We start from the raw sequence: 17,633 nt of genomic DNA, 5'->3' as shown, positions 1-17,633 counted from the left end.
GAACATCCTAGTCCAGAGTGCCGTGAACCTCATGCCCCGCGATGGCATGGTCGTAGCGGTCGGGCAGGTTCGCATCGTAGCCGCTGGCCCGATTTACGGGTGCATCGCTATCGCGTGAAGGGCCGTTCAAGACTGCGGCAAGGCCAGCCGAGATCCAGGAGATACCAAGGTAAGCGACCCGCGAGAGACTTAGTGTTCTTTCCTCTTGCCGTGGATCTAGGCCCACAGAGATGGCTCCCCAGGGTGTCAGGTGCAATCCTGATCGAATATGTTCGATCGCAGGGCGGTCGGCATGTTCAAAGGCGTGTCCTTCCAGCATGATCGTTCCTCCAGGTTGATCGGCCCAGCATGAGGCAGCCGTCGGGAAGGCCGCGGGAACTCTGGGGGAAGGTCGGGGGAAAAGGCCGGACAGAAAGAGGAATTCGACGAGCCACAAGCCAGAATGAGCTAAAATACAATAATGCGGCTGGAGCAGATGAGTGATGCGTGGGACGATTCGTCTATTCGGTGATTTTGCAGCGCTATCAGCTGATCGCATGGATGTTGACGTTCCAGGTCAGAAGGAACGTGCCCTTCTGGCCATTCTCGCAACCGCTGCCGGATCGCCGGTCACTCGCGATCGTCTTGCAGGCTTGCTCTGGAGCGATCGTGCGGACCCACAAGCCAGGGATAGCCTCAAGCACGCACTTGCGAGCCTGAAACGCTCCCTCAACCCGCTTGATCCAGATGTGATTGCTTGGGATCGCACGTCTGCTTGGATGGCCGTTGATCGGGTCGAGGTCGACACCGTCGCCTATGATCGTATCCTTCGGGAACACTTGCCCGAACGCGACTTTCTGGCTCTTTCACTTTACCGCGGGGATTTTCTAGCGGGAATCCGAGTCGCCGATGCGGCATTTCAAGAGTGGCTTCTTGTAGAACGTGCACGCCACGCGAACAGTGCTGAAGATGCTGCGCTGCGCTGTCTGCAACGCGCTGTCGACAACGAGGATCCGTCGACCATTGTGTCCTGCGCCGAAGCTGTTCTGGCCATAAATTCATTTAATGAAGAGGCTTGCAGGGCCCTGATGCGACATTGGAGTTCGCGCGGTGAAACGGCGCGGGCGCTGTCCGTGTTCCACCGGCTGGAAGACGGTCTAAGACGCAATATCGGTGCAAATCCGGAAGTTGCCACAATGGAGCTTGCTGCGACGGTTCGCTTGACGCGGGCACCCGCCTCCACCGCTGAGCCCGTCGCGCCCGGACTTGCGGGCAGACCGGCAGTCGCCGTTCTTCCGTTTCAAAGCGAAAGTGGCGATCCAAACCTCAGCCACCTGTCGCTGGGGATCGCGGAAGACTTAATTGCGTCGTTGGCTCAGTACCGATGGTTTCCTGTTCTTTCGCGAAATGCCGGCGTTGCCGCTGCTAATGAAAGCAGGCCTCTGCCTGAGATCGCCAATTCGTTAGGCGCCAGATACTTGCTGGAGGGTTCCATACGCTTGTCAGGGCAGCGCATTCGGCTCAATGGGCGACTGCTTGATGGCGAAACAGCAGAAACTCTTTGGGCTGGCCGATATGATCGCGACCTTACCGATATTGCAGACCTACAGGATGAACTCGCGCGCCGGGTCGCTGGGGCGATCGAGCCAGAGCTGTTGATCGGAGAGAGCCGTCGAGCCAGGGCGCGACCGCCAGCGACCGGCGATGCCTACGATTTCCACATGCGTGGTGTCTGGCACCACAACCAGCAGGACCGCGCCGAGGATTTTGCGCAGGCCATCGTTTGGCAGCGCCGGGCCATCGAGATCGACCCTGGGTTCGCACGTGCACATATGGTGCTTGCCCGATCGCTGTATGCGCGAAGCCTGCATGGGTACAGTGCCGATACCCACACGGATGCCGCTGAATGTTCCACCGCCGCGAGCCGGGCCGTCGCACTGGATAGTGCCGACGCCTATTCGCACTACGCCATGTGTCTTGCGCACCTCATGGACAGCCGGCCAGCCGAGGCACTGGCAGCGGCGGAACGCGCGATCTCGATCAATCCCAGTTTGGCGCTGGCGTACAATGCCGTCGGATGGTCACGGATCTTCGTTGGTCGCCCCACGGAGGCGATCGAGCCACTGGAGTTTGCGATACGCCTTAGTCCGCGAGATCCGCTGACCTACCTCTTCCTCAGCCGCCTCGCGTTGGCTCATTATCACCTTGGTGACTATGTTTCCGCGCTTCACTTTTCAGAGCAGGCGCTTTCCCTGCGTAAGCGCCACTTCATAGGCGTGATACAACTGGCTGCTCTGGGGCAGCTAAACAGGCTCGATGAGGCAAAAGGGCTGATCCCAGCTTTCGTCGAGTTCGCTCCGGCAGACCCAAACGGGTATTGGAAGATGCTTACGAACTATCGTAGCAGCTCAGACCGAGAGCATCTGCTCGACGGCTTGCAGAGGTTAGGAATAGCGCCAGAAATCTAGCCTGCAAACCCTCGCACCTTCCAAAGCCTTTTGGGGTCCGGCCGCGTTCGGCGCTCGGAGCCTGGACGCCAAGCGCCTTGGCGGCGCGGCTTCAATCAATCCAGAAGCCGGCATGACACCCGGGCCATACACAGGGCGCGGTATCGTGTGCAGTTGCGAAACCTAGACTGAGCGCCGCGAAAGGCGCCTACCGTCCATAGCAATGGAGAAGGTTCGACGTCAGGCCCAGTCCCTCCGCCACACAACTTCATCTGACCGACGCACCTTATCGCTTCAGATGGGCCCTGTTGCACAGATCCGCTGATAATTGGGCTGCCCCTTTTCCCGGACGGAGCCATCCTGATGTCTGAATGACGGGGATGCCGAGCGCAGTGAAGCGGTTGAGACCAGCGACGCGAACCTGGAACTAGGCGACCTGACGGAGGCGGCCCCGCGCGGTCAGCCGCTGGTCAAGCGGTATCACAGGGTGCAACTAGATCTCGACGTGGCAACGGCGCTGGCAGCCGCCAAGAACCGCTTCCCCAAACAAACCAAGGAAGCGCGGCGAAGCGTCGGATATGTGCTCTTCCAAACTCGGATAATCAGGCCGGTGTTTCCGGGTTTCCGACTGTCAGTCATTTATCAGGAACGCCGGCCAGCTCGCTCAGGTTGATCGCAACAGCGCTGGACTTGGCTCATCGGCCTTTGCTGGCCAAACGCTTGCCAAGCGCAATGGCCAGCGCCCGATAAGAAGTCACTTGCAGGCCACGCCGTGCGACCAGCGGGACGTTCTGGGTCCAGCTTAATCTTGCTGCCGTCCATTATCGGAAACGGAACGAATTATGCGACGCTGAGGGGAATAACCCCAGACACCGGCAGTTCATGGTCCCCGTTCAGCGCTTCAGCCGCTCTAGCACCCTCGCGCGGACATGCTCTGCCTCTTCTCCAAGCGCACGCATCAGCGCGACAAGCTCGCTTCGCGTGCCATGAAGCTGATCGACCAGTTCCATGACGATCCCGAGAGCATCGTCATCCAGTTCGAAGTCGTCGCAAAGGTCGCACAGAAGCTCGAGCCGCGCGATGTCCACGCGCCGATAGACGGCCTGCCCACCGGCGTCGGCGGGGCGGATCACCTCGGTTCGGACAAATCGCTGAAGCCGCGCGCGGTCAAGCCGGCCCACGGCTGAAAGCGTTTCCTCTTCTGTCAGGAAGCCAGTCGCGCCGCTCATGCCGTCACCCCCTTCCTTGGATCGTAGCCGTGTGACTTGCGCCATTCCTCCATGAAGCGGGCAAGATCGTCGTCCACTTCCCTGGGCATCGCGACCTTCAGTTCGATCCGCTGATCACCCGTCGTACGGCCCCCTGCCGCAACGCCTCTGCCACGCAGGCGCAGAACCTGGCCGCTCGTGGCACCCTTCGGGATCGTGACCTTCACCGGCCCGTCGATGGTCGGGACTTCGACCTTGGCGCCCAGCACCGCCTCGTCAAGCGTGATCGGCAAGGTCATCAGGATATCATCGCCCGCACGGGAAAACACCGGGTGAGGCTGGATCGAAAGCGTAACATACGCATCCCCTGCCCCGCCGTCGCCATACCCCGGTCCACCCTTGCCACGAAGCCGCAAGGTCTGGCCATCCGAGGCGCCCTTCGGGATCTTGACCTCCAGATCGCTGCCGTCTGGCAGGGTGATCCGCATCGACCCGCCGGTCGCGGCCTCAAGAAACGGCACCTCAAGCGCATAGTGTGCATCCGCGCCGCGCGCGTGAAAATCCCGTCGGCCAAAGCCACCGCCACGGTGCCCAGCCTGCTGGCGCAGAAACTCGGCAAAGATGTCCGCATCGTCGCCATGGGTTTCATAGCGCGGTCCCTGTCGGTAGGGATTGCCCGGCTCTTCGGCGAAGTCGCGGTAATAGGTCCGCTCTCTCCTGCGCTCTTCACCGCTTGCATCGATTTCCCCCCGGTCGAAACGCGCCCTCTTTTCGGGATCCTTGAGCAGATCGAATGCCGCCGCGGCAGCCTTGAAGCGCGCCTCGGCCGCCGCATCCCCGGGATGCAGGTCCGGATGGCTTTCTTTCGCGATCTTCCGGTAGGCCTTCTTGATTTCCTCGACGCTGGCGCTTTTCGCAACACCGAGCACTTGATAAGGGTCGTCGCTCATCGCCTGCTTACCCCGTTTTTGTCCTCTGCTCCCTGATTAGACCGATATCGGGCCCGCATCACAATGGGCGCGGCTTGCCGATGCGATCACGGCGTTCGCGCAGGGCTTGTGGCTCAGGGAGCGAGTGCAAGAACCTTCAACATCGCGACCAGCATGGCATGCGCCATCGTCGGCCCGCTTCCAACCCCCACGAATTCGTCGTTGTCCCGCAACTCCGACTGCCGCAGCGTGCAGCGCCAATGTCCGTTGGGAAACCGCGCCACCCCCTTTACGGAGACAGTCCATCCCGGCCGAAGCTCGTAGATGAGGGCAAGAAGCCGCTCCGACGACTCCAGGTGCGATCTTTCAAGCTGCGGCGCCCCCGTCGATCTGTGAAGTTGCGCGATCGTGCGATCGGCCAGCGCCGCATCAATGGCCAGAGATGCCTCGATGCTGTGAGCAAGGTCGGAAAGTAATTCGTCCATGACCATCCCTCCATCCTGCACCTTGATAGCCCTTGGCGCCCGTCAGTGGATTGACAAGGATCAATGCCGGACATCCTACGCGGCCTAAGCTTTGCGCGGGCCTCGAAAGCAGGAGGGTGCCGCATGCTCACATCGGACGAGGTGGTTTTCCTTGAGAACCTGGGCCGTAGAGACGTCGCCATCGTTGGAGGCAAGAACGCATCCTTGGGAGAGATGGTTCAGCACCTGTCGAATCTGGGCATTTCGGTTCCCCCGGGCTTTGCCACGACTGCCAACGCATTCCGCCGGTTCCTGAAGGGGAACGGGCTGGACCAGTTGATCTCCGAGACGCTTCGGGACCATGAGGCTGAAAGGATATCGCTGAAGGAGGCCGGACAGAAGATCCGCGCGGCTATCGTCGCGGGCGATTGGCCAGACGGCCTTGAGGACGCAATTCGGCGCGCATACCGATCCCTGAGTGAGCGCGCCGGTCAGTCGGAGATCGCCGTCGCGGTGCGTTCAAGCGCGACGGCCGAGGATCTTCCCAACGCAAGTTTCGCCGGCCAGCAGGAAACCTTCCTGAATGTCGTGGGCGAAGACGCGCTTCTATCGGCTTGCCGCAAGTGCTACGCGTCGCTTTATACCGACCGTGCGATCACCTATCGCAAGCTGATGGGTTTCGACGATCAACTGGTCGCCCTTTCCGTTGGCGTGCAGAAGATGGTCCGCTCTGATCTGGGCGGATCGGGCGTCATGTTTTCGATCGACACCGAAACGGGCTTTGACAAGGTCGTGCTGATCAACGCGGCCTGGGGGCTTGGGGAAAACGTCGTCCAGGGCGCGGTCACGCCGGATGAGATCCAGGTCTACAAGCCATTTCTGGAACGCGATGGCCTGGTTCCCATCATCGAGAAGCAGTTGGGATCGAAGGAACTCAAAATGCTTTACGCGCACGGCGAGCACGGTCGCAAGGTCCGCAACGTGCCAACCTCCAAGGCCGAGCGCGCGCGCTTTGTCCTGAGCGATGCCGAGGCGTTGGAGCTTGCCCGGCAGGCCGTGACCATCGAAGGGCACTATGGCGTGCCCATGGACATGGAATGGGCCAAGGATGGCGAAACCGGCAAGCTGTTCATCGTGCAGGCCCGCCCGGAAACAGTTGAGTCTCAGAGAAAGATCGGGGTCTTCGAAAGCTACAGCGTCAAGAAGCACGGTGCCGAACTGGTGAGGGGACTTGCGGTCGGCGAGAAGATTGCCTCGGGGCAGGTCTGCCTTGTCGGCAGCCCGGAAGAGATGAACCGCTTCGTCGACGGGGCCGTCCTTGTGACAGAGTCGACGGACCCGGACTGGGTCCCGATCATGAAGCGCGCGGCCGCGATCGTGACTGATCACGGGGGTAGAACCAGCCACGCGGCGATCGTCAGCCGGGAACTGGGCGTGCCTGCCCTTGTCGGTTGCGCCAATGCGACCGAGCTTCTGCACGATCAGCAGGAGGTCACGGTAAGCTGCGCCGAAGGCGATGTCGGGCATGTCTATGAGGGGATCAGCGAACTGCAGGTGCAGGAATTCGACCTGAAGGACGTTCCCGAGACGCGGACGAAAGTGATGCTCAACATGGCCAATCCCGCGACCGCGGCACGCTGGTGGAGGCTGCCTGCAGACGGCGTGGGACTTGCCCGGATGGAGTTCGTCGTCGCCAACACGGTTCGCGTCCACCCCGAGGCGCTTCTGCATTTCGACGACCTGCGCGACGAATCGGCGCGCGCAGAAATCGATGCCCTTACCAAGGGCTATGAAAACAAGGCCGACTACTTCGTCGATACGCTTTCGCTGGGCCTGGCCCGGATCGCCGCGGTCGCCTACCCCAATCCGATGATCCTGCGGATGAGCGACTTCAAGACCAACGAATATGCCGACCTTCTTGGAGGGGCGCAGTTCGAACCGCATGAAGACAACCCGATGATCGGATGGCGTGGCGCATCGCGATACTATGACCCCGCTTACCGAGACGGGTTTCGCCTTGAATGCCGCGCCGTTCGTCGGCTGCGGGATACCATCGGCTTCGACAATGTCATGGTCATGATCCCGTTCTGCCGCACCCCCGGGGAAGCTGATCGCGTGCTCGAGATCATGCGGGAGGAAGGGCTGGAAAGGGGCGTCAAGGGATTGCAGGTCTATGTCATGTGCGAAATCCCGTCGAACGTCATCAGGGCCGAAGAGTTCGCCAGCAGGTTCGACGGATTTTCGATAGGCTCGAACGATCTGACGCAACTCACCCTTGGGGTCGATCGCGACAGCGACAGGTTGCCACACCTGTTCGACGAACGAGATCCGGCGGTGGAGTGGATGATCCGGACAGTCATTCGAAAGGCCCACGATGCCGGCGCGAAGGTCGGACTGTGCGGACAGGCCCCGTCTAACTACCCGGCGTTCGCACGAGTGCTGGTCGATGCGGGGATAGATTCAATTTCTGTCGTCCCTGACAGTTTTCTGCAGGTGAAGAAGCATGTCGCTCAGGGCGAGGCCGAGTAACTGCCAGGGTGTCAGGATAGGCAACCTTCACTGTCCTGGCCGCAGACATCGTGAAAGAGCGGCAGGCGAACGGGCTTCCACGCAGTTGGGTGAGCGGTGCCAAAGCCTGCCGCGCCGCAGCCAACCAACCTCGCAAAAACTACCGTCATTGCCGCACGTTCTTGCGGCTTGGCGATCGCGCGGCTGGCGGCGCTGTCTTCCCACTACCTCGACGATATTGGCATCGGCCCCGAAATGCGCGACCTGTCGCCCGAGGATGGGACACCTGTCGTCTACGTAAGAACTTGACGCGCGCCTGGACGACGTCCAGCCGATCCGGAGCGGGCACTACTATGTGATCCAGTTCGAGGCGCTTTATCAGCTGCGCCGTTACGAAGAGGCGGCGCAGGCCATGGCGCACGTCGCCCATCCCGACAACAGACAGCGCGTCTGGGCAGCGGGTATAGCCGCTCAGCTTGGCCGTGAGGATGAGGTTAGAAGACAGCTCGACGCCGTCGCTGCGGACGCGCCGGACTGCGATCACCTGGCACTCGCGGACAGGTCGTACCACTGCGAAATGGAAGATTCACGCGAACACATGCTGGAGGGCATTCGCAAGGCGCTTTCGATCTGGCGCGAAGGCTGAAGGGCACCAGTGATGCCGCTGCGACTGTGTCTTGGCTGCCGTCCATGGCCAGTTGGCAACGCCACCCCAGAGAGAGTAGATGTTCGGATGCCCGCGCCGTCGGCCGGGCCTTCCCAAGCGCGGCTATTCACGAAGGCTACGACAGAATGAAACCGACCGACCTGGATGCCGCCGACATCCGCATCCTCAGTGCCCTTCAGCAACACGGCCAACTCAGCAAATCGAAGCTTGCGGAATTGGTCGGGCTGTCCCCCACCCCCTGCTGGGCACGCTTCGCAAAGCTGAAGAAGGCCGGACTGATACGCGGATACCACGCCGACCTTACGCTTGGCAAAATCGTGGACACATCCAAGGTCGTCGTGACCGTTTCACTGAAAAGCCACCGCAAGGCGGATTTCGAGCGTTTTGAGGCGCATATCAACCAGTTGCACGAGGTCACGAGCTGTGTCGCGACCGGCGGCGGAATGGATTACGTGCTGACGGTCGTGACAACCAGCCTGCCCGCCTTTCAGGACCTCATGGAAGAGATGCTGGGCGCAGAGCTGGGGATCGATCGCTACATGACCTACATCGTGACGCGAGAGGTCAAGGCCACTCAACCCAATATCGCCCGCCTGATCGCCGACTCGGCCGATTGATCCGCAGGGGCACCCGTCCGGTCGGGAAAGACCGAATGGTCCTCGCAATCGGACAGATTGGTCCGTTCGGTCTGCTTCGCCCGAATCTTCAGTCCGCTTTCGACTGCCGTTCGCCAGTAGATATTTGCCCAATTCAACACGGTCGCGGGGCTGATGGAGATCCCGCCAGAAAGGGCAATCAGGATGGCAAAGTCAGACGATTTCGGTTTCGGAACCCAGATCCGCAAATCCCCCTATTTCGACGCAACGGTTCGCTGGGGCGCCAAGGCGTTCTCGGTCTACAACCACATGTACATTCCGCGTGACTTCGGCGATCCGGAACAGAACTTCTGGAACCTGATCAACGACGCGATCCTGTGCGACGTGGCCGTGGAGCGCCAGGTCGAGATCACCGGCCCCGATGCCGCGAAATTCGTGCAGACGCTGACCCCGCGCGACCTGTCCAAGATGGCGGTCGGCCAGTGCAAATACGTGTTGATCACCAATGCCCAAGGCGGCATCCTGAACGACCCGATCCTGCTGCGCCTGGCCGAGAACCACTTCTGGATCTCGCTCGCAGACAGCGACATCCTGCTCTGGGCGCAAGGCGTCGCGGTGCATGCCGGCATGGACGTCACGATCCGCGAACCGGACGTGTCGCCGCTGCAGCTGCAAGGCCCGAAATCCGGCGAAGTGATGAAGGCGCTCTTTGGCGACAGCATCATGGACCTGAAATACTACTGGCTGCGTGCGGTCGAGCTGGACGGCATCCCGCTGATCGTGTCGCGCACCGGCTGGTCCAGCGAGCTTGGCTACGAACTTTACCTGCAAGACGGATCGCGCGGCGACGAGCTGTGGGAAAAGATCATGGAGGCGGGCAAACCCTTCGGGTTGAAGCCGGGCCATACCTCCTCGATCCGCCGCATCGAGGGGGGGATGCTCTCCTACCACGCCGACGCCGACATCAACACCAACCCCTACGAGCTGGGGCTTGGCCGTCTGGTGAACCTCGACATCGAGGCCGAGTTCATCGGCAAGGCCGCACTGCGCCGCTTCAAGGAAGAAGGCGTCAGCCGCAAGCAGGTCGGTCTGGTCATCGACGGTGCGCCCCTGAAAGGCCCGAACACCACGTTCTGGACCATCAGCAAGGACGGCGCCCCGATCGGCAGGGTGACTTCGGCGGTCTACTCGCCCCGTCTGAAGCAGAACATCGCATTGGCGATGGTTTCGGCGGACTCCGTCGATGTCGGCGCCGAAGTCGAGGTCGCAACCGCGTCCGGTCCGGCCCGCGCCATGATCGTCGAGCGTCCGTTCTACGATCCGCAGAAAAAGCTCGCCGCAGCCTGATCGCAAACGCCAAGCCAGGAACCTCCAGCCATGTCCGACCTTTCGATCGAACTGCACTGGCACCGCGCCGAGCCCGGCTTTGAGCCCGGCAAGTATTCTGCCGAGCATGTCGTGCGCTACAACAACAACTACGAAGTGCAAGCCGATGCCGCCCCTGACTGGGGCGGCAAAAAGGAAAACACCAATCCGGAACAGGCCCTGGCCTCGGCCCTCTCCAGCTGCCACATGATGACCTTTCTGGCGCTGGCGGCAAAGGCGAACTGGCCGGTTGCCAGCTACCACGATCACGCCGTGGCCCATCTTGGCAAGAACCCCAAGGGTCAGATGTCGGTGACGCGCATCGACTTGCACCCTGTGGTGCGCTTCGACACCGGCTTTTCGATCGACGACAAGACGTTGGAAGAGATGCAGGACCGCGCGCACCGCTACTGCTTCATCGCCAACACGCTGGCCGACAGCGTCGAGATCAACATCCTTTAGGCCCCGCCAAGGGAGGAGCCCCATGCAACACAGCGACATACTGCTTCGTGATCTGGATGGCGACGGCATTCTGCGCCTGACCCTGAACGATGTCCTGCGCCGCAACGCCCTTTCCGAAGCGATGCTGTCGGAACTGGGCGCAGCCTTCGCCGAGGCTGGGGCGAACCCTTCCGTGCGCGTCATCATCCTGGCGGCCGAGGGGCCTGCGTTCTGCGCGGGTCACGACCTGAAGGAAATGACCGCTGGGCGCGCTGCGCCCGATCGCGGCCGGGCCTACTTTACCAAGGTCATGTCGATGTGCTCGGGCGTCATGCAGGCGATCGTGAACTGCCCGAAACCCGTGATCGCAGAGGTCACGGGAATCGCGACGGCAGCCGGCTGCCAGCTGGTCGCAAGCTGCGATCTGGCGGTCGCGGCGGACAGCGCGCAGTTCAGCACGCCCGGGGTCCACATCGGGCTGTTCTGCTCCACCCCGATGGTGGCGCTTTCACGCAACGTCAGCAACAAGCACGCGATGGAGATGCTTCTGACTGGCGACATGACCCCGGCGGCCCGCGCGGCCGAAATCGGGCTGGTCAACCGCGTTGTCCCAGCCGAAGCGCTGCGGGAAGCGACGCTGGAAATGGCGCGCAAGATCGCGTCCAAGTCCAGCATGACGCTCGCGACCGGGAAGCGCGCCTTCTACGCTCAGCGCGAAATGGGCTTGGCCGATGCCTACGATTACGCATCGAACGTCATGGTCGAAAACATGCTGGCCCGCGATGCCGAGGAAGGCATCGGCGCCTTTATCGAAAAACGCGCGCCCCAGTGGCAGGATCAGTGAGGTCAATCGTGCAGAACCCCTACAACACAGATCTGGACCGTAATCCGGCCAACTATCAGCCGCTGACGCCACTGACCTTTCTTGAACGCGCCGCCTGCGTTTTTCCGGAACATACAGCGATCGTGCATGGCGCGCTTCGCCGCAGCTATGCCGAGTTCTATTCCCGGTCGCGGCGCCTTGCCTCGGCCTTGGCCAAGAATGGGATAGGACGTGGCGACACGGTTTCGGTGCTCTTGCCCAACACGCCAGCGATGCTGGAATGCCATTATGGCGTGCCGATGTGCGGTGCGGTCCTGCATTCGATCAACACGAGGCTGGACGCGGCGATCATCGCCTTTCAGCTAGACCACGCGCTGTCGAAAATCGTGATCGTGGACCGGGAGTTCATGCCGCTGATGCAGGAGGCGCTGGCCCTTGCGACGGTCAAGCCCGTCCTGATCCAGTATGACGATCCCGAATTCGACGGAGCTCCAACGCATTACGAAGCCGCCGACTACGAGGTATTCCTGACCCGCGGCAACCCCGACTTCGCCTGGCTGATGCCAGAGGATGAATGGGATGCAATCTCGATCAACTACACTTCCGGGACGACCGGCGACCCGAAAGGCGTGGTTTCGCACCACCGGGGCGCATATCTTCTGGCCCAGGGCAACGCTCTGACGACGTCCATGCAAAAGCACGCGGTCTACTTGTGGACCCTGCCGATGTTTCACTGCAACGGCTGGTGCTTCCCCTGGACCATGTCGGCCATCATCGGAACCCATGTCTGCCTGCGGCAGGTGCGGGCCGAACCGATCTGGAACGCGCTGGCGGATGAAGGCGTGACCCACCTGTGCGGCGCCCCTATCGTGATGTCGCTGATGATCTCGGCACCCGATGCCATCAAGCGCAATCTGGATCACACCGTGCAATTCTTCACCGCCGCCGCGCCGCCTCCGGAAAGCCTGCTGGCCGACATGAAAAGCGCGGGCTTCGACGTGACGCACCTGTACGGGCTGACGGAAACTTACGGTCCGGCGGTCGTCAACGACTGGCATCAAGCCTGGTCCGACCTTCCCCCGGCCAAGCAGGCCACGCTCAAGGCCCGTCAGGGCGTCCGCTATCTGGCGCTGGAGCAGCTTGACGTTCTGGATCCCGAAACGATGCAGCCCGTGCCTCGCGACGGCAAGACGATGGGAGAGGTCATGTTCCGCGGCAACGTCGTGATGAAGGGCTACTTCCGCAATCCCAAGGCGACACGGGACGCGTTTGATGGCGGTTGGTTCCACTCTGGCGATCTGGGCGTGATGCACCCCGACGGGTATGTCCAGTTGAAGGACAGGTCCAAGGACATCATCATCTCGGGCGGTGAGAACATTTCCTCGATCGAGGTCGAGGAAGCGCTCTATCGCCATCCGGCCGTGGCTGTCGCCGCCGTCGTCGCGATGCCCCATGAAAAATGGGGCGAAACGCCCTGCGCATTCGTCGAGCTTGTAAACGGCAAGCAAGTGGACGCGGACGAACTTCGCGCCTGGTGCCGCGACCATCTTGCCCCTTACAAGGTTCCGGGCAAGTTCGTCTTCACGGCCATCCCTCGCACCTCGACCGGGAAGATCCAGAAATTCGTCCTGCGCGAACAGGCGCGGGAGGCCGCCCCGGCTTGACCCTTGCGTATCCTGGACCCGTGGACCCCGGCCTTCATGTTCGGGGTCGCGGGCGACAGGTGGCACAGAGATGAAAAAAGGCATGCTTGGGGGCCAGGCATGCCGAAGTAAGGGAAAGGCGGGCGTTGCGGTCGGAACGCGCGGGCGCCCCGCCCCGCGATCAGGCGACGCGGTCCCTTGGGGTCTTTCCGTCGAAGAAATCGGTCAGGTTCGCCAACACACGAAATCCCATGTCCTCACGCGTTTGGCGCGTGGCCGATCCCAAATGCGGCAGCAGGACGAGGTTGTCGGCGCCGAGCAGCGCATCAGGTACCACGGGTTCGCGTTCAAAGACGTCAAGACCGGCGCCGCCGATGGTGCCGAACCACAGCGCCTGGGCCAGTGCGTGTTCGTCGACGACCTCGCCTCTGGCAGTGTTGATCAGGAACGCGTCCGGCTTCATCAGGTCCAGCCGGCGGGCGTTGATCAGATGCCGGTTGGCCGCACCGCCCGGGCAGTGAAGCGACACGAAATCGCAGCGCGGAAGCAGATCCTCGACCGAGGCGACCTGTTCCGCGTTGTAGCGCGCAAGCACCTCCGGCGCGATGGCGGACCGGTTCTGCACCAGGATCTTCATGCCGAAACCGTGATGCGCCCGCTGCGCCATCGCCTGCCCGATGCGTCCGAACCCGATGATGCCCAGCGTCGCGCCCGAGACCTTGGTGCCGACCAGGTGCGTCGGGCGCCAGCCGGTCCAGCGACCGTCTCGCAGTTCGCGCTCGCCCTCGCCCGCCCTGCGCGCCACCATCAGCATCAGGGTCATGGCGATATCGGCGGTGCATTCGCTAAGCACGTCGGGCGTGTTCGTCACGGCGATCCCACGGGATTTCGCCGCCTCCGTGTCGATGTGGCTGAAGCCCACGCCGTAGTTCGCCAGGATCCTCGTCCGCGTCTGCGGCAGGTCGAAGACCTGCGCAGGCAGCCGGTCGGTGACCGTGGGAAGGACAGCATCGTAGTCGCCAAGCGCACCCCGGATGTCCGAGGCGGTAAGCGGCCGGTCGTCGCGATTGATGCTAAGGTCGAAGACCTCTGCCATCTTCGCTTCGACCGCCGCCGGCCAGCGCCGGGTGACAAGAACTTTGGGCTTTGCCATCTGGCCTTCCCCCCTACGCCGCTGCCTTGCGCATGACGCGCGCCACCGTTTCCCCGATGTCCGAAGGGTTTTCGGCCACAGTCACGCCCGCCGCCGACAGGATCTCGACCTTTTCCGAGGCGCTTTCCCCGAAGGCCGAGATGATCGCGCCCGCGTGGCCCATGGTGCGGCCCTTCGGCGCCGTAAGACCGGCGATGTAGGCGATGACGGGCTTGGTCATGTGGTTCTGGATGTACTCCGCCGCCTCGGCTTCCTGCGGACCCCCGATCTCGCCGATCATGCAGATCACATGCGTTTCCGGGTCGGCTTCGAACCGTTCCAGGATGTCGCGGAAGGACGAACCATTGATCGGGTCGCCGCCGATGCCGACCGAGGTCGAAACGCCGATCCCGCGATCCTTCAGCTGCTGCGCGGCCTCGTAGCCCAGCGTGCCCGAACGCCCGACGATGCCGACGTTGCCGGGCAGGTAGATGTGACCCGGCATGATTCCCAGAAGCGCCTTGCCCGGGCTGATGGTGCCCGCACAGTTGGGGCCCGTCAGCACCATGCGGCGTTCACGCGGATAGCGCATCATGTAGCGCTTGACGCGGATCATGTCCTGCGCCGGGATGCCGTCGGTGATGCACACGCAGTAGCGGATGCCACCGTCGGCCGCTTCCATGATCGAGTCGGCGGCGAACGGAGGCGGCACGAACACAAGGCTCGCGTTCGCCCCGGTCGCGGCGACCGCTTCCTTGACGGTGTCGAAAACGGGCACGCCGTGCACCTTTTCCCCGCCCTTGCCCGGAACCACGCCACCCACGACGTTGGTGCCGTAGCCCAGCATTTCCTTGGTATGGAACTGCGCCATGCGCCCGGTGATGCCCTGGACGATCACCCGGCTTTCGCGGTCAAGAAGAATGCTCATCAGACGGCCCTCATCTTCGTGTTTTGCGCAACATCGTTCTTCCATGCGGTCACCGCGCGTTCGGCAGCCTCGATCAGCGAATTCGCGCGGATGATCGGCAGGCCCGACTTTGCAAGGATCTTCTGACCCTCTTCGACATTGGTTCCGGCAAGACGGACGATCACCGGCACGTCCACCGGATTGGCCTTCAACGCCTGCACCACGCCCTCGGCGACCCAGTCGCAGCGGTTGATGCCGGCGAAGATGTTGACCAGGATCGCCTGCACGTTGTCGTCCGACATCACCAGCCGGAACGCCTTGGCTACCCGTTCGGGCGTCGCCCCGCCGCCAATGTCGAGGAAGTTCGCAGGCTCGCCGCCGGCAAGCTTGATCGTATCCATCGTCGCCATGGCCAGACCCGCACCGTTGACGATGCAGCCGATGTTGCCCGTCAGGCCGATGTAGTTCAGACCTCGGTCAGCAGCGCGCGATTCCCGCGGGTCTTCCTGGCTCTTGTCGCGCAGTTCGGCGATGTGGGGATGGCGGAACACCGCGTTGCCGTCAAAGGTCATCTTGGCGTCCAGCGCCAGCACCCGATCGTCGGCGGTGATCACCAGCGGGTTGATTTCGACCATGGTCGCGTCAAGCTCGGTGAACGCCCGGTAGCAGCCCTGAAGCGTGCGGGTCATCTGCTGCATCAGCTTCGCCGGGATGCCAAGGGCGAACGCGATCTCGCGCGCCTGGAAATCCTGAAGTCCGACAGCGGGTTCCACCGTTGAGCGCACGATCGACTCGGGCCGTTGAGCCGAGATTTCTTCGATCTCCATCCCGCCTTGGGAGGAGGCGACGATCATCACCCGCTGCGACGTGCGGTCCAGCACGAAGCCGAGGTAGATTTCACGGTTGAACGCCACGGCGCCCTCGACATAGACGCGGTAGACGCCTTTGCCTTCCGGCCCGGTCTGGTGCGTGACCAGCTTCTGGCCGAACATGTCGGATGCAGAGTCGAGTATTTCGTGTTCGCTTTCGCAAAGCTTGACGCCACCCGCCTTGCCGCGGCCGCCTGCATGGACCTGGGCCTTGACGATCCAGCGGTCGCCCCCAAGTTCGCGCGCCCGATAGGCAGCCTGTTCGGGGCTGTAGGCCAGGGCGCCTTGCGGAACGGCTACGCCGAACCGCGCCAGTATCTCCTTGGCCTGGTATTCATGGATATCCATCTGGGTTTCCTCCCCCCGGTTATTCTGCCGCGTCGCGGGTCTGGTAATGCTGCTGCAGGCGCGCGCTGATCGCATCCAGATCGACATTCGCGCCGATCTCGTTCATGGCCTCGGCAAAGCGCGTCGCAATCGTGCGCACCGCGCTCTCGGACAGCTGGTTCAGGATCCCGATGCGCACCTGCACGGGTTCCGAAAGCGTCGGCCAGATGCCGAAACCGCGGGCGCGGCAGTTCTGGACAAGTTCCTTTTCACGCCCGGCCAGCGCCTCGGGCAGGTTCAGCACGACAAGGCTGGTCATGTTCGACGTGACCTGACAGCCCATCGCCGTCACCGCGTCGCGCAGCGCAGCCTCATGCCAGCCGTAGTCGCGGGCCTTCTGCGCGCGCCCTTGTTCCAGCGTCAGGCGCAGCGCCTCGTGGAAGGCCGCGACGGCATAGCCCGAATGGGTGCGGTGGTAGACGCCTGCAGCCACGTCCTTGCCATCGACGATGCCCCAGTGACGGGCCTCGAGAATGGGGTTGTGGACGTAGGAATGGCAGCCGTTCGCACGCACTTCGGCGATGTAGCGGTCACTGAAGCTAACCGGCGCGTAGGTAAGCGGCAGGCACAGCACGCCCTTCTGCGGGCAGGAGGCCCAGCCGACAACACCGGGATAATCGTCGATCGAGAAGTCCTCGATGCCCAGCGATGAGACCGCGTCGACCAGACCCATGGCGCCATGGCGTTCGCATGCGTCCGAAAAGCCCTTCACGTCATTGATCCGGCCCGAGCCCGTTTCCCAATGCGCCATGAAGGCCCACTTCGGTTTGTGCTGGGCCAGCGCCTGCTCGACGATTTCGCCGGTGACCGATTGTCCGTGGGGCACGGTCACGATGGTCACCGATGCCGGCTTCGGATCAAGCGCATTGGCGCGCAGTTCCTCGCGGGTCGCGGCCTTTATGCGGATCGTCAGCCCGTCTATGCCTGAAAAAGTCCCGTTGACGAAGGCAACGACAGTATCGCCCGGCAGGATCGCGCCCAGCATGCAGTCCAGACCCGAAAAGCCGGTTCCGCCAACGCCGAAGGTGTAAACGTTCCGCGTGCCCCAGATGTCGCGCAGCATGTGCTTGCACTCGACCATGCCACGAAGCACGTCGGCCTGCATGTGATCGGCCAGTCCGGCACGGGTGAAGGCGCCAAGGACACGGGGATCGGTGTTGCCAGGCCCAGGGCCAGCGGCCAGGGTCTCCGGAATCTCAAGCTGCGGGAAAATCTTCGAAACGTTCATGCCGGGTCTCACTTCTGCCTTGGGGCGTTGCGCCGAAACG

The 17,633-nt window shown here is 62.4% G+C and carries 16 protein-coding genes; 8 read left to right on the top strand and 8 right to left on the bottom strand.

The genetic code is table 11. The annotated features are described in order from the left end of the window. Positions 1-7 precede the first annotated feature (7 nt). Complete coding sequence (locus tag OEW28_RS14750) at positions 8-130, bottom strand: hypothetical protein (RefSeq protein WP_263735561.1); 123 nt, start codon at positions 128-130, stop codon at positions 8-10. A gap of 406 nt (positions 131-536) precedes the next feature. Between OEW28_RS14750 and OEW28_RS14745 the strand changes: the two genes are divergently transcribed. Next, complete coding sequence (locus tag OEW28_RS14745) at positions 537-2,447, top strand: BTAD domain-containing putative transcriptional regulator (RefSeq protein ID WP_263735560.1); 1,911 nt, start codon at positions 537-539, stop codon at positions 2,445-2,447. An 872-nt stretch (positions 2,448-3,319) separates the two neighbouring features. On the opposite strand, the gene OEW28_RS14740 is transcribed toward OEW28_RS14745, so the two are convergent. The 3 genes from OEW28_RS14740 to OEW28_RS14730 all read right to left on the bottom strand — a co-directional run bounded on the left by OEW28_RS14740 (position 3,320) and on the right by OEW28_RS14730 (position 5,048). Beyond that, entirely contained in the window at positions 3,320-3,655 is a 336-nt protein-coding gene (locus OEW28_RS14740; RefSeq protein ID WP_263735559.1) for a chaperone modulator CbpM, read from the bottom strand. Next, positions 3,652-4,584, bottom strand: coding sequence for a DnaJ C-terminal domain-containing protein (locus OEW28_RS14735; protein WP_263735558.1), 933 nt, complete (start codon positions 4,582-4,584; stop codon positions 3,652-3,654). The genes OEW28_RS14740 and OEW28_RS14735 overlap by 4 nt, the downstream gene beginning before the upstream one ends. Before the next feature lie 113 nt (positions 4,585-4,697). Next, a complete protein-coding gene (locus OEW28_RS14730) occupies positions 4,698-5,048 on the bottom strand; it encodes a hypothetical protein (protein ID WP_263735557.1) in 351 nt (116 codons plus the stop codon). Between the two features lie 123 nt (positions 5,049-5,171). Between OEW28_RS14730 and ppsA the strand changes: the two genes are divergently transcribed. The 7 genes from ppsA (at position 5,172) to OEW28_RS14695 (ending at position 13,091) form a co-directional block, all read left to right on the top strand. Further along, positions 5,172-7,556, top strand: coding sequence for a phosphoenolpyruvate synthase (gene ppsA, locus OEW28_RS14725; RefSeq protein ID WP_263735556.1), 2,385 nt, complete (start codon positions 5,172-5,174; stop codon positions 7,554-7,556). A gap of 334 nt (positions 7,557-7,890) precedes the next feature. Next, positions 7,891-8,181: a hypothetical protein gene (locus OEW28_RS14720; protein WP_263735555.1), complete on the top strand. Its 291-nt coding sequence runs from the start codon at positions 7,891-7,893 to the stop codon at positions 8,179-8,181. A gap of 146 nt (positions 8,182-8,327) precedes the next feature. Next, on the top strand, positions 8,328-8,819 hold the full coding sequence (locus OEW28_RS14715; RefSeq protein ID WP_263735554.1) for an Lrp/AsnC family transcriptional regulator: 492 nt from the start codon (positions 8,328-8,330) through the stop codon (positions 8,817-8,819). A 183-nt stretch (positions 8,820-9,002) separates the two neighbouring features. Next, a complete protein-coding gene (locus OEW28_RS14710; protein WP_263735553.1) occupies positions 9,003-10,145 on the top strand; it encodes a glycine cleavage T C-terminal barrel domain-containing protein in 1,143 nt (380 codons plus the stop codon). Between the two features lie 30 nt (positions 10,146-10,175). Next, a complete protein-coding gene (locus OEW28_RS14705; RefSeq protein WP_263735552.1) occupies positions 10,176-10,625 on the top strand; it encodes an OsmC family protein in 450 nt (149 codons plus the stop codon). Between the two features lie 22 nt (positions 10,626-10,647). Further along, positions 10,648-11,448, top strand: coding sequence for an enoyl-CoA hydratase (locus tag OEW28_RS14700; RefSeq protein WP_263735551.1), 801 nt, complete (start codon positions 10,648-10,650; stop codon positions 11,446-11,448). Between the two features lie 5 nt (positions 11,449-11,453). Beyond that, entirely contained in the window at positions 11,454-13,091 is a 1,638-nt protein-coding gene (locus tag OEW28_RS14695; protein ID WP_263735771.1) for an acyl-CoA synthetase, read from the top strand. Between the two features lie 160 nt (positions 13,092-13,251). Here OEW28_RS14695 and OEW28_RS14690 read toward each other — a convergent pair whose 3' ends face one another. Genes OEW28_RS14690 through OEW28_RS14675 form a run of 4 tightly spaced genes read right to left on the bottom strand, consistent with a single transcriptional unit; the run spans position 13,252 to position 17,593 of the window. Then, positions 13,252-14,223 carry a 2-hydroxyacid dehydrogenase gene (locus OEW28_RS14690; protein ID WP_263735550.1) on the bottom strand — a complete coding sequence of 324 codons (972 nt, stop codon included), beginning with the start codon at positions 14,221-14,223 and terminating at the stop codon, positions 13,252-13,254. Positions 14,224-14,236: 13 nt separating this feature from the next. Beyond that, positions 14,237-15,130, bottom strand: coding sequence for a succinate--CoA ligase subunit alpha (gene sucD / locus OEW28_RS14685; RefSeq protein ID WP_263735549.1), 894 nt, complete (start codon positions 15,128-15,130; stop codon positions 14,237-14,239). Then, complete coding sequence (locus OEW28_RS14680; protein ID WP_263735548.1) at positions 15,130-16,326, bottom strand: malate--CoA ligase subunit beta; 1,197 nt, start codon at positions 16,324-16,326, stop codon at positions 15,130-15,132. Before OEW28_RS14680 ends, sucD begins: the two co-directional genes overlap by 1 nt. 19 nt (positions 16,327-16,345) lie before the next feature. Then, positions 16,346-17,593 (bottom strand): aminotransferase class V-fold PLP-dependent enzyme, encoded by a 1,248-nt coding sequence (locus tag OEW28_RS14675; protein WP_263735547.1) that lies wholly within the window; start codon positions 17,591-17,593, stop codon positions 16,346-16,348. Positions 17,594-17,633 lie beyond the last annotated feature (40 nt).

Source organism: Albidovulum marisflavi, from assembly GCF_025751435.1.
Lineage (GTDB): Bacteria > Pseudomonadota > Alphaproteobacteria > Rhodobacterales > Rhodobacteraceae > Albidovulum > Albidovulum marisflavi.
This window is presented reverse-complemented; position numbering and strand designations above follow the sequence as displayed.

Bases quoted from the DNA above. Each gene is read 5' to 3' on its own strand.
- OEW28_RS14745 (WP_263735560.1), top strand. From the start codon at position 537: ATGGATGTTGACGTTCCAGGTCAGAAGGAACGTGCCCTTCTGGCCATT.
- OEW28_RS14740 (WP_263735559.1), bottom strand. From the start codon at position 3,655: ATGAGCGGCGCGACTGGCTTCCTGACAGAAGAGGAAACGCTTTCAGCC.
- OEW28_RS14735 (WP_263735558.1), bottom strand. From the start codon at position 4,584: ATGAGCGACGACCCTTATCAAGTGCTCGGTGTTGCGAAAAGCGCCAGC.
- OEW28_RS14730 (WP_263735557.1), bottom strand. From the start codon at position 5,048: ATGGACGAATTACTTTCCGACCTTGCTCACAGCATCGAGGCATCTCTG.
- ppsA (WP_263735556.1), top strand. From the start codon at position 5,172: ATGCTCACATCGGACGAGGTGGTTTTCCTTGAGAACCTGGGCCGTAGA.
- OEW28_RS14715 (WP_263735554.1), top strand. From the start codon at position 8,328: ATGAAACCGACCGACCTGGATGCCGCCGACATCCGCATCCTCAGTGCC.
- OEW28_RS14710 (WP_263735553.1), top strand. From the start codon at position 9,003: ATGGCAAAGTCAGACGATTTCGGTTTCGGAACCCAGATCCGCAAATCC.
- OEW28_RS14705 (WP_263735552.1), top strand. From the start codon at position 10,176: ATGTCCGACCTTTCGATCGAACTGCACTGGCACCGCGCCGAGCCCGGC.
- OEW28_RS14700 (WP_263735551.1), top strand. From the start codon at position 10,648: ATGCAACACAGCGACATACTGCTTCGTGATCTGGATGGCGACGGCATT.
- OEW28_RS14690 (WP_263735550.1), bottom strand. From the start codon at position 14,223: ATGGCAAAGCCCAAAGTTCTTGTCACCCGGCGCTGGCCGGCGGCGGTC.
- sucD (WP_263735549.1), bottom strand. From the start codon at position 15,130: ATGAGCATTCTTCTTGACCGCGAAAGCCGGGTGATCGTCCAGGGCATC.
- OEW28_RS14680 (WP_263735548.1), bottom strand. From the start codon at position 16,326: ATGGATATCCATGAATACCAGGCCAAGGAGATACTGGCGCGGTTCGGC.
- OEW28_RS14675 (WP_263735547.1), bottom strand. From the start codon at position 17,593: ATGAACGTTTCGAAGATTTTCCCGCAGCTTGAGATTCCGGAGACCCTG.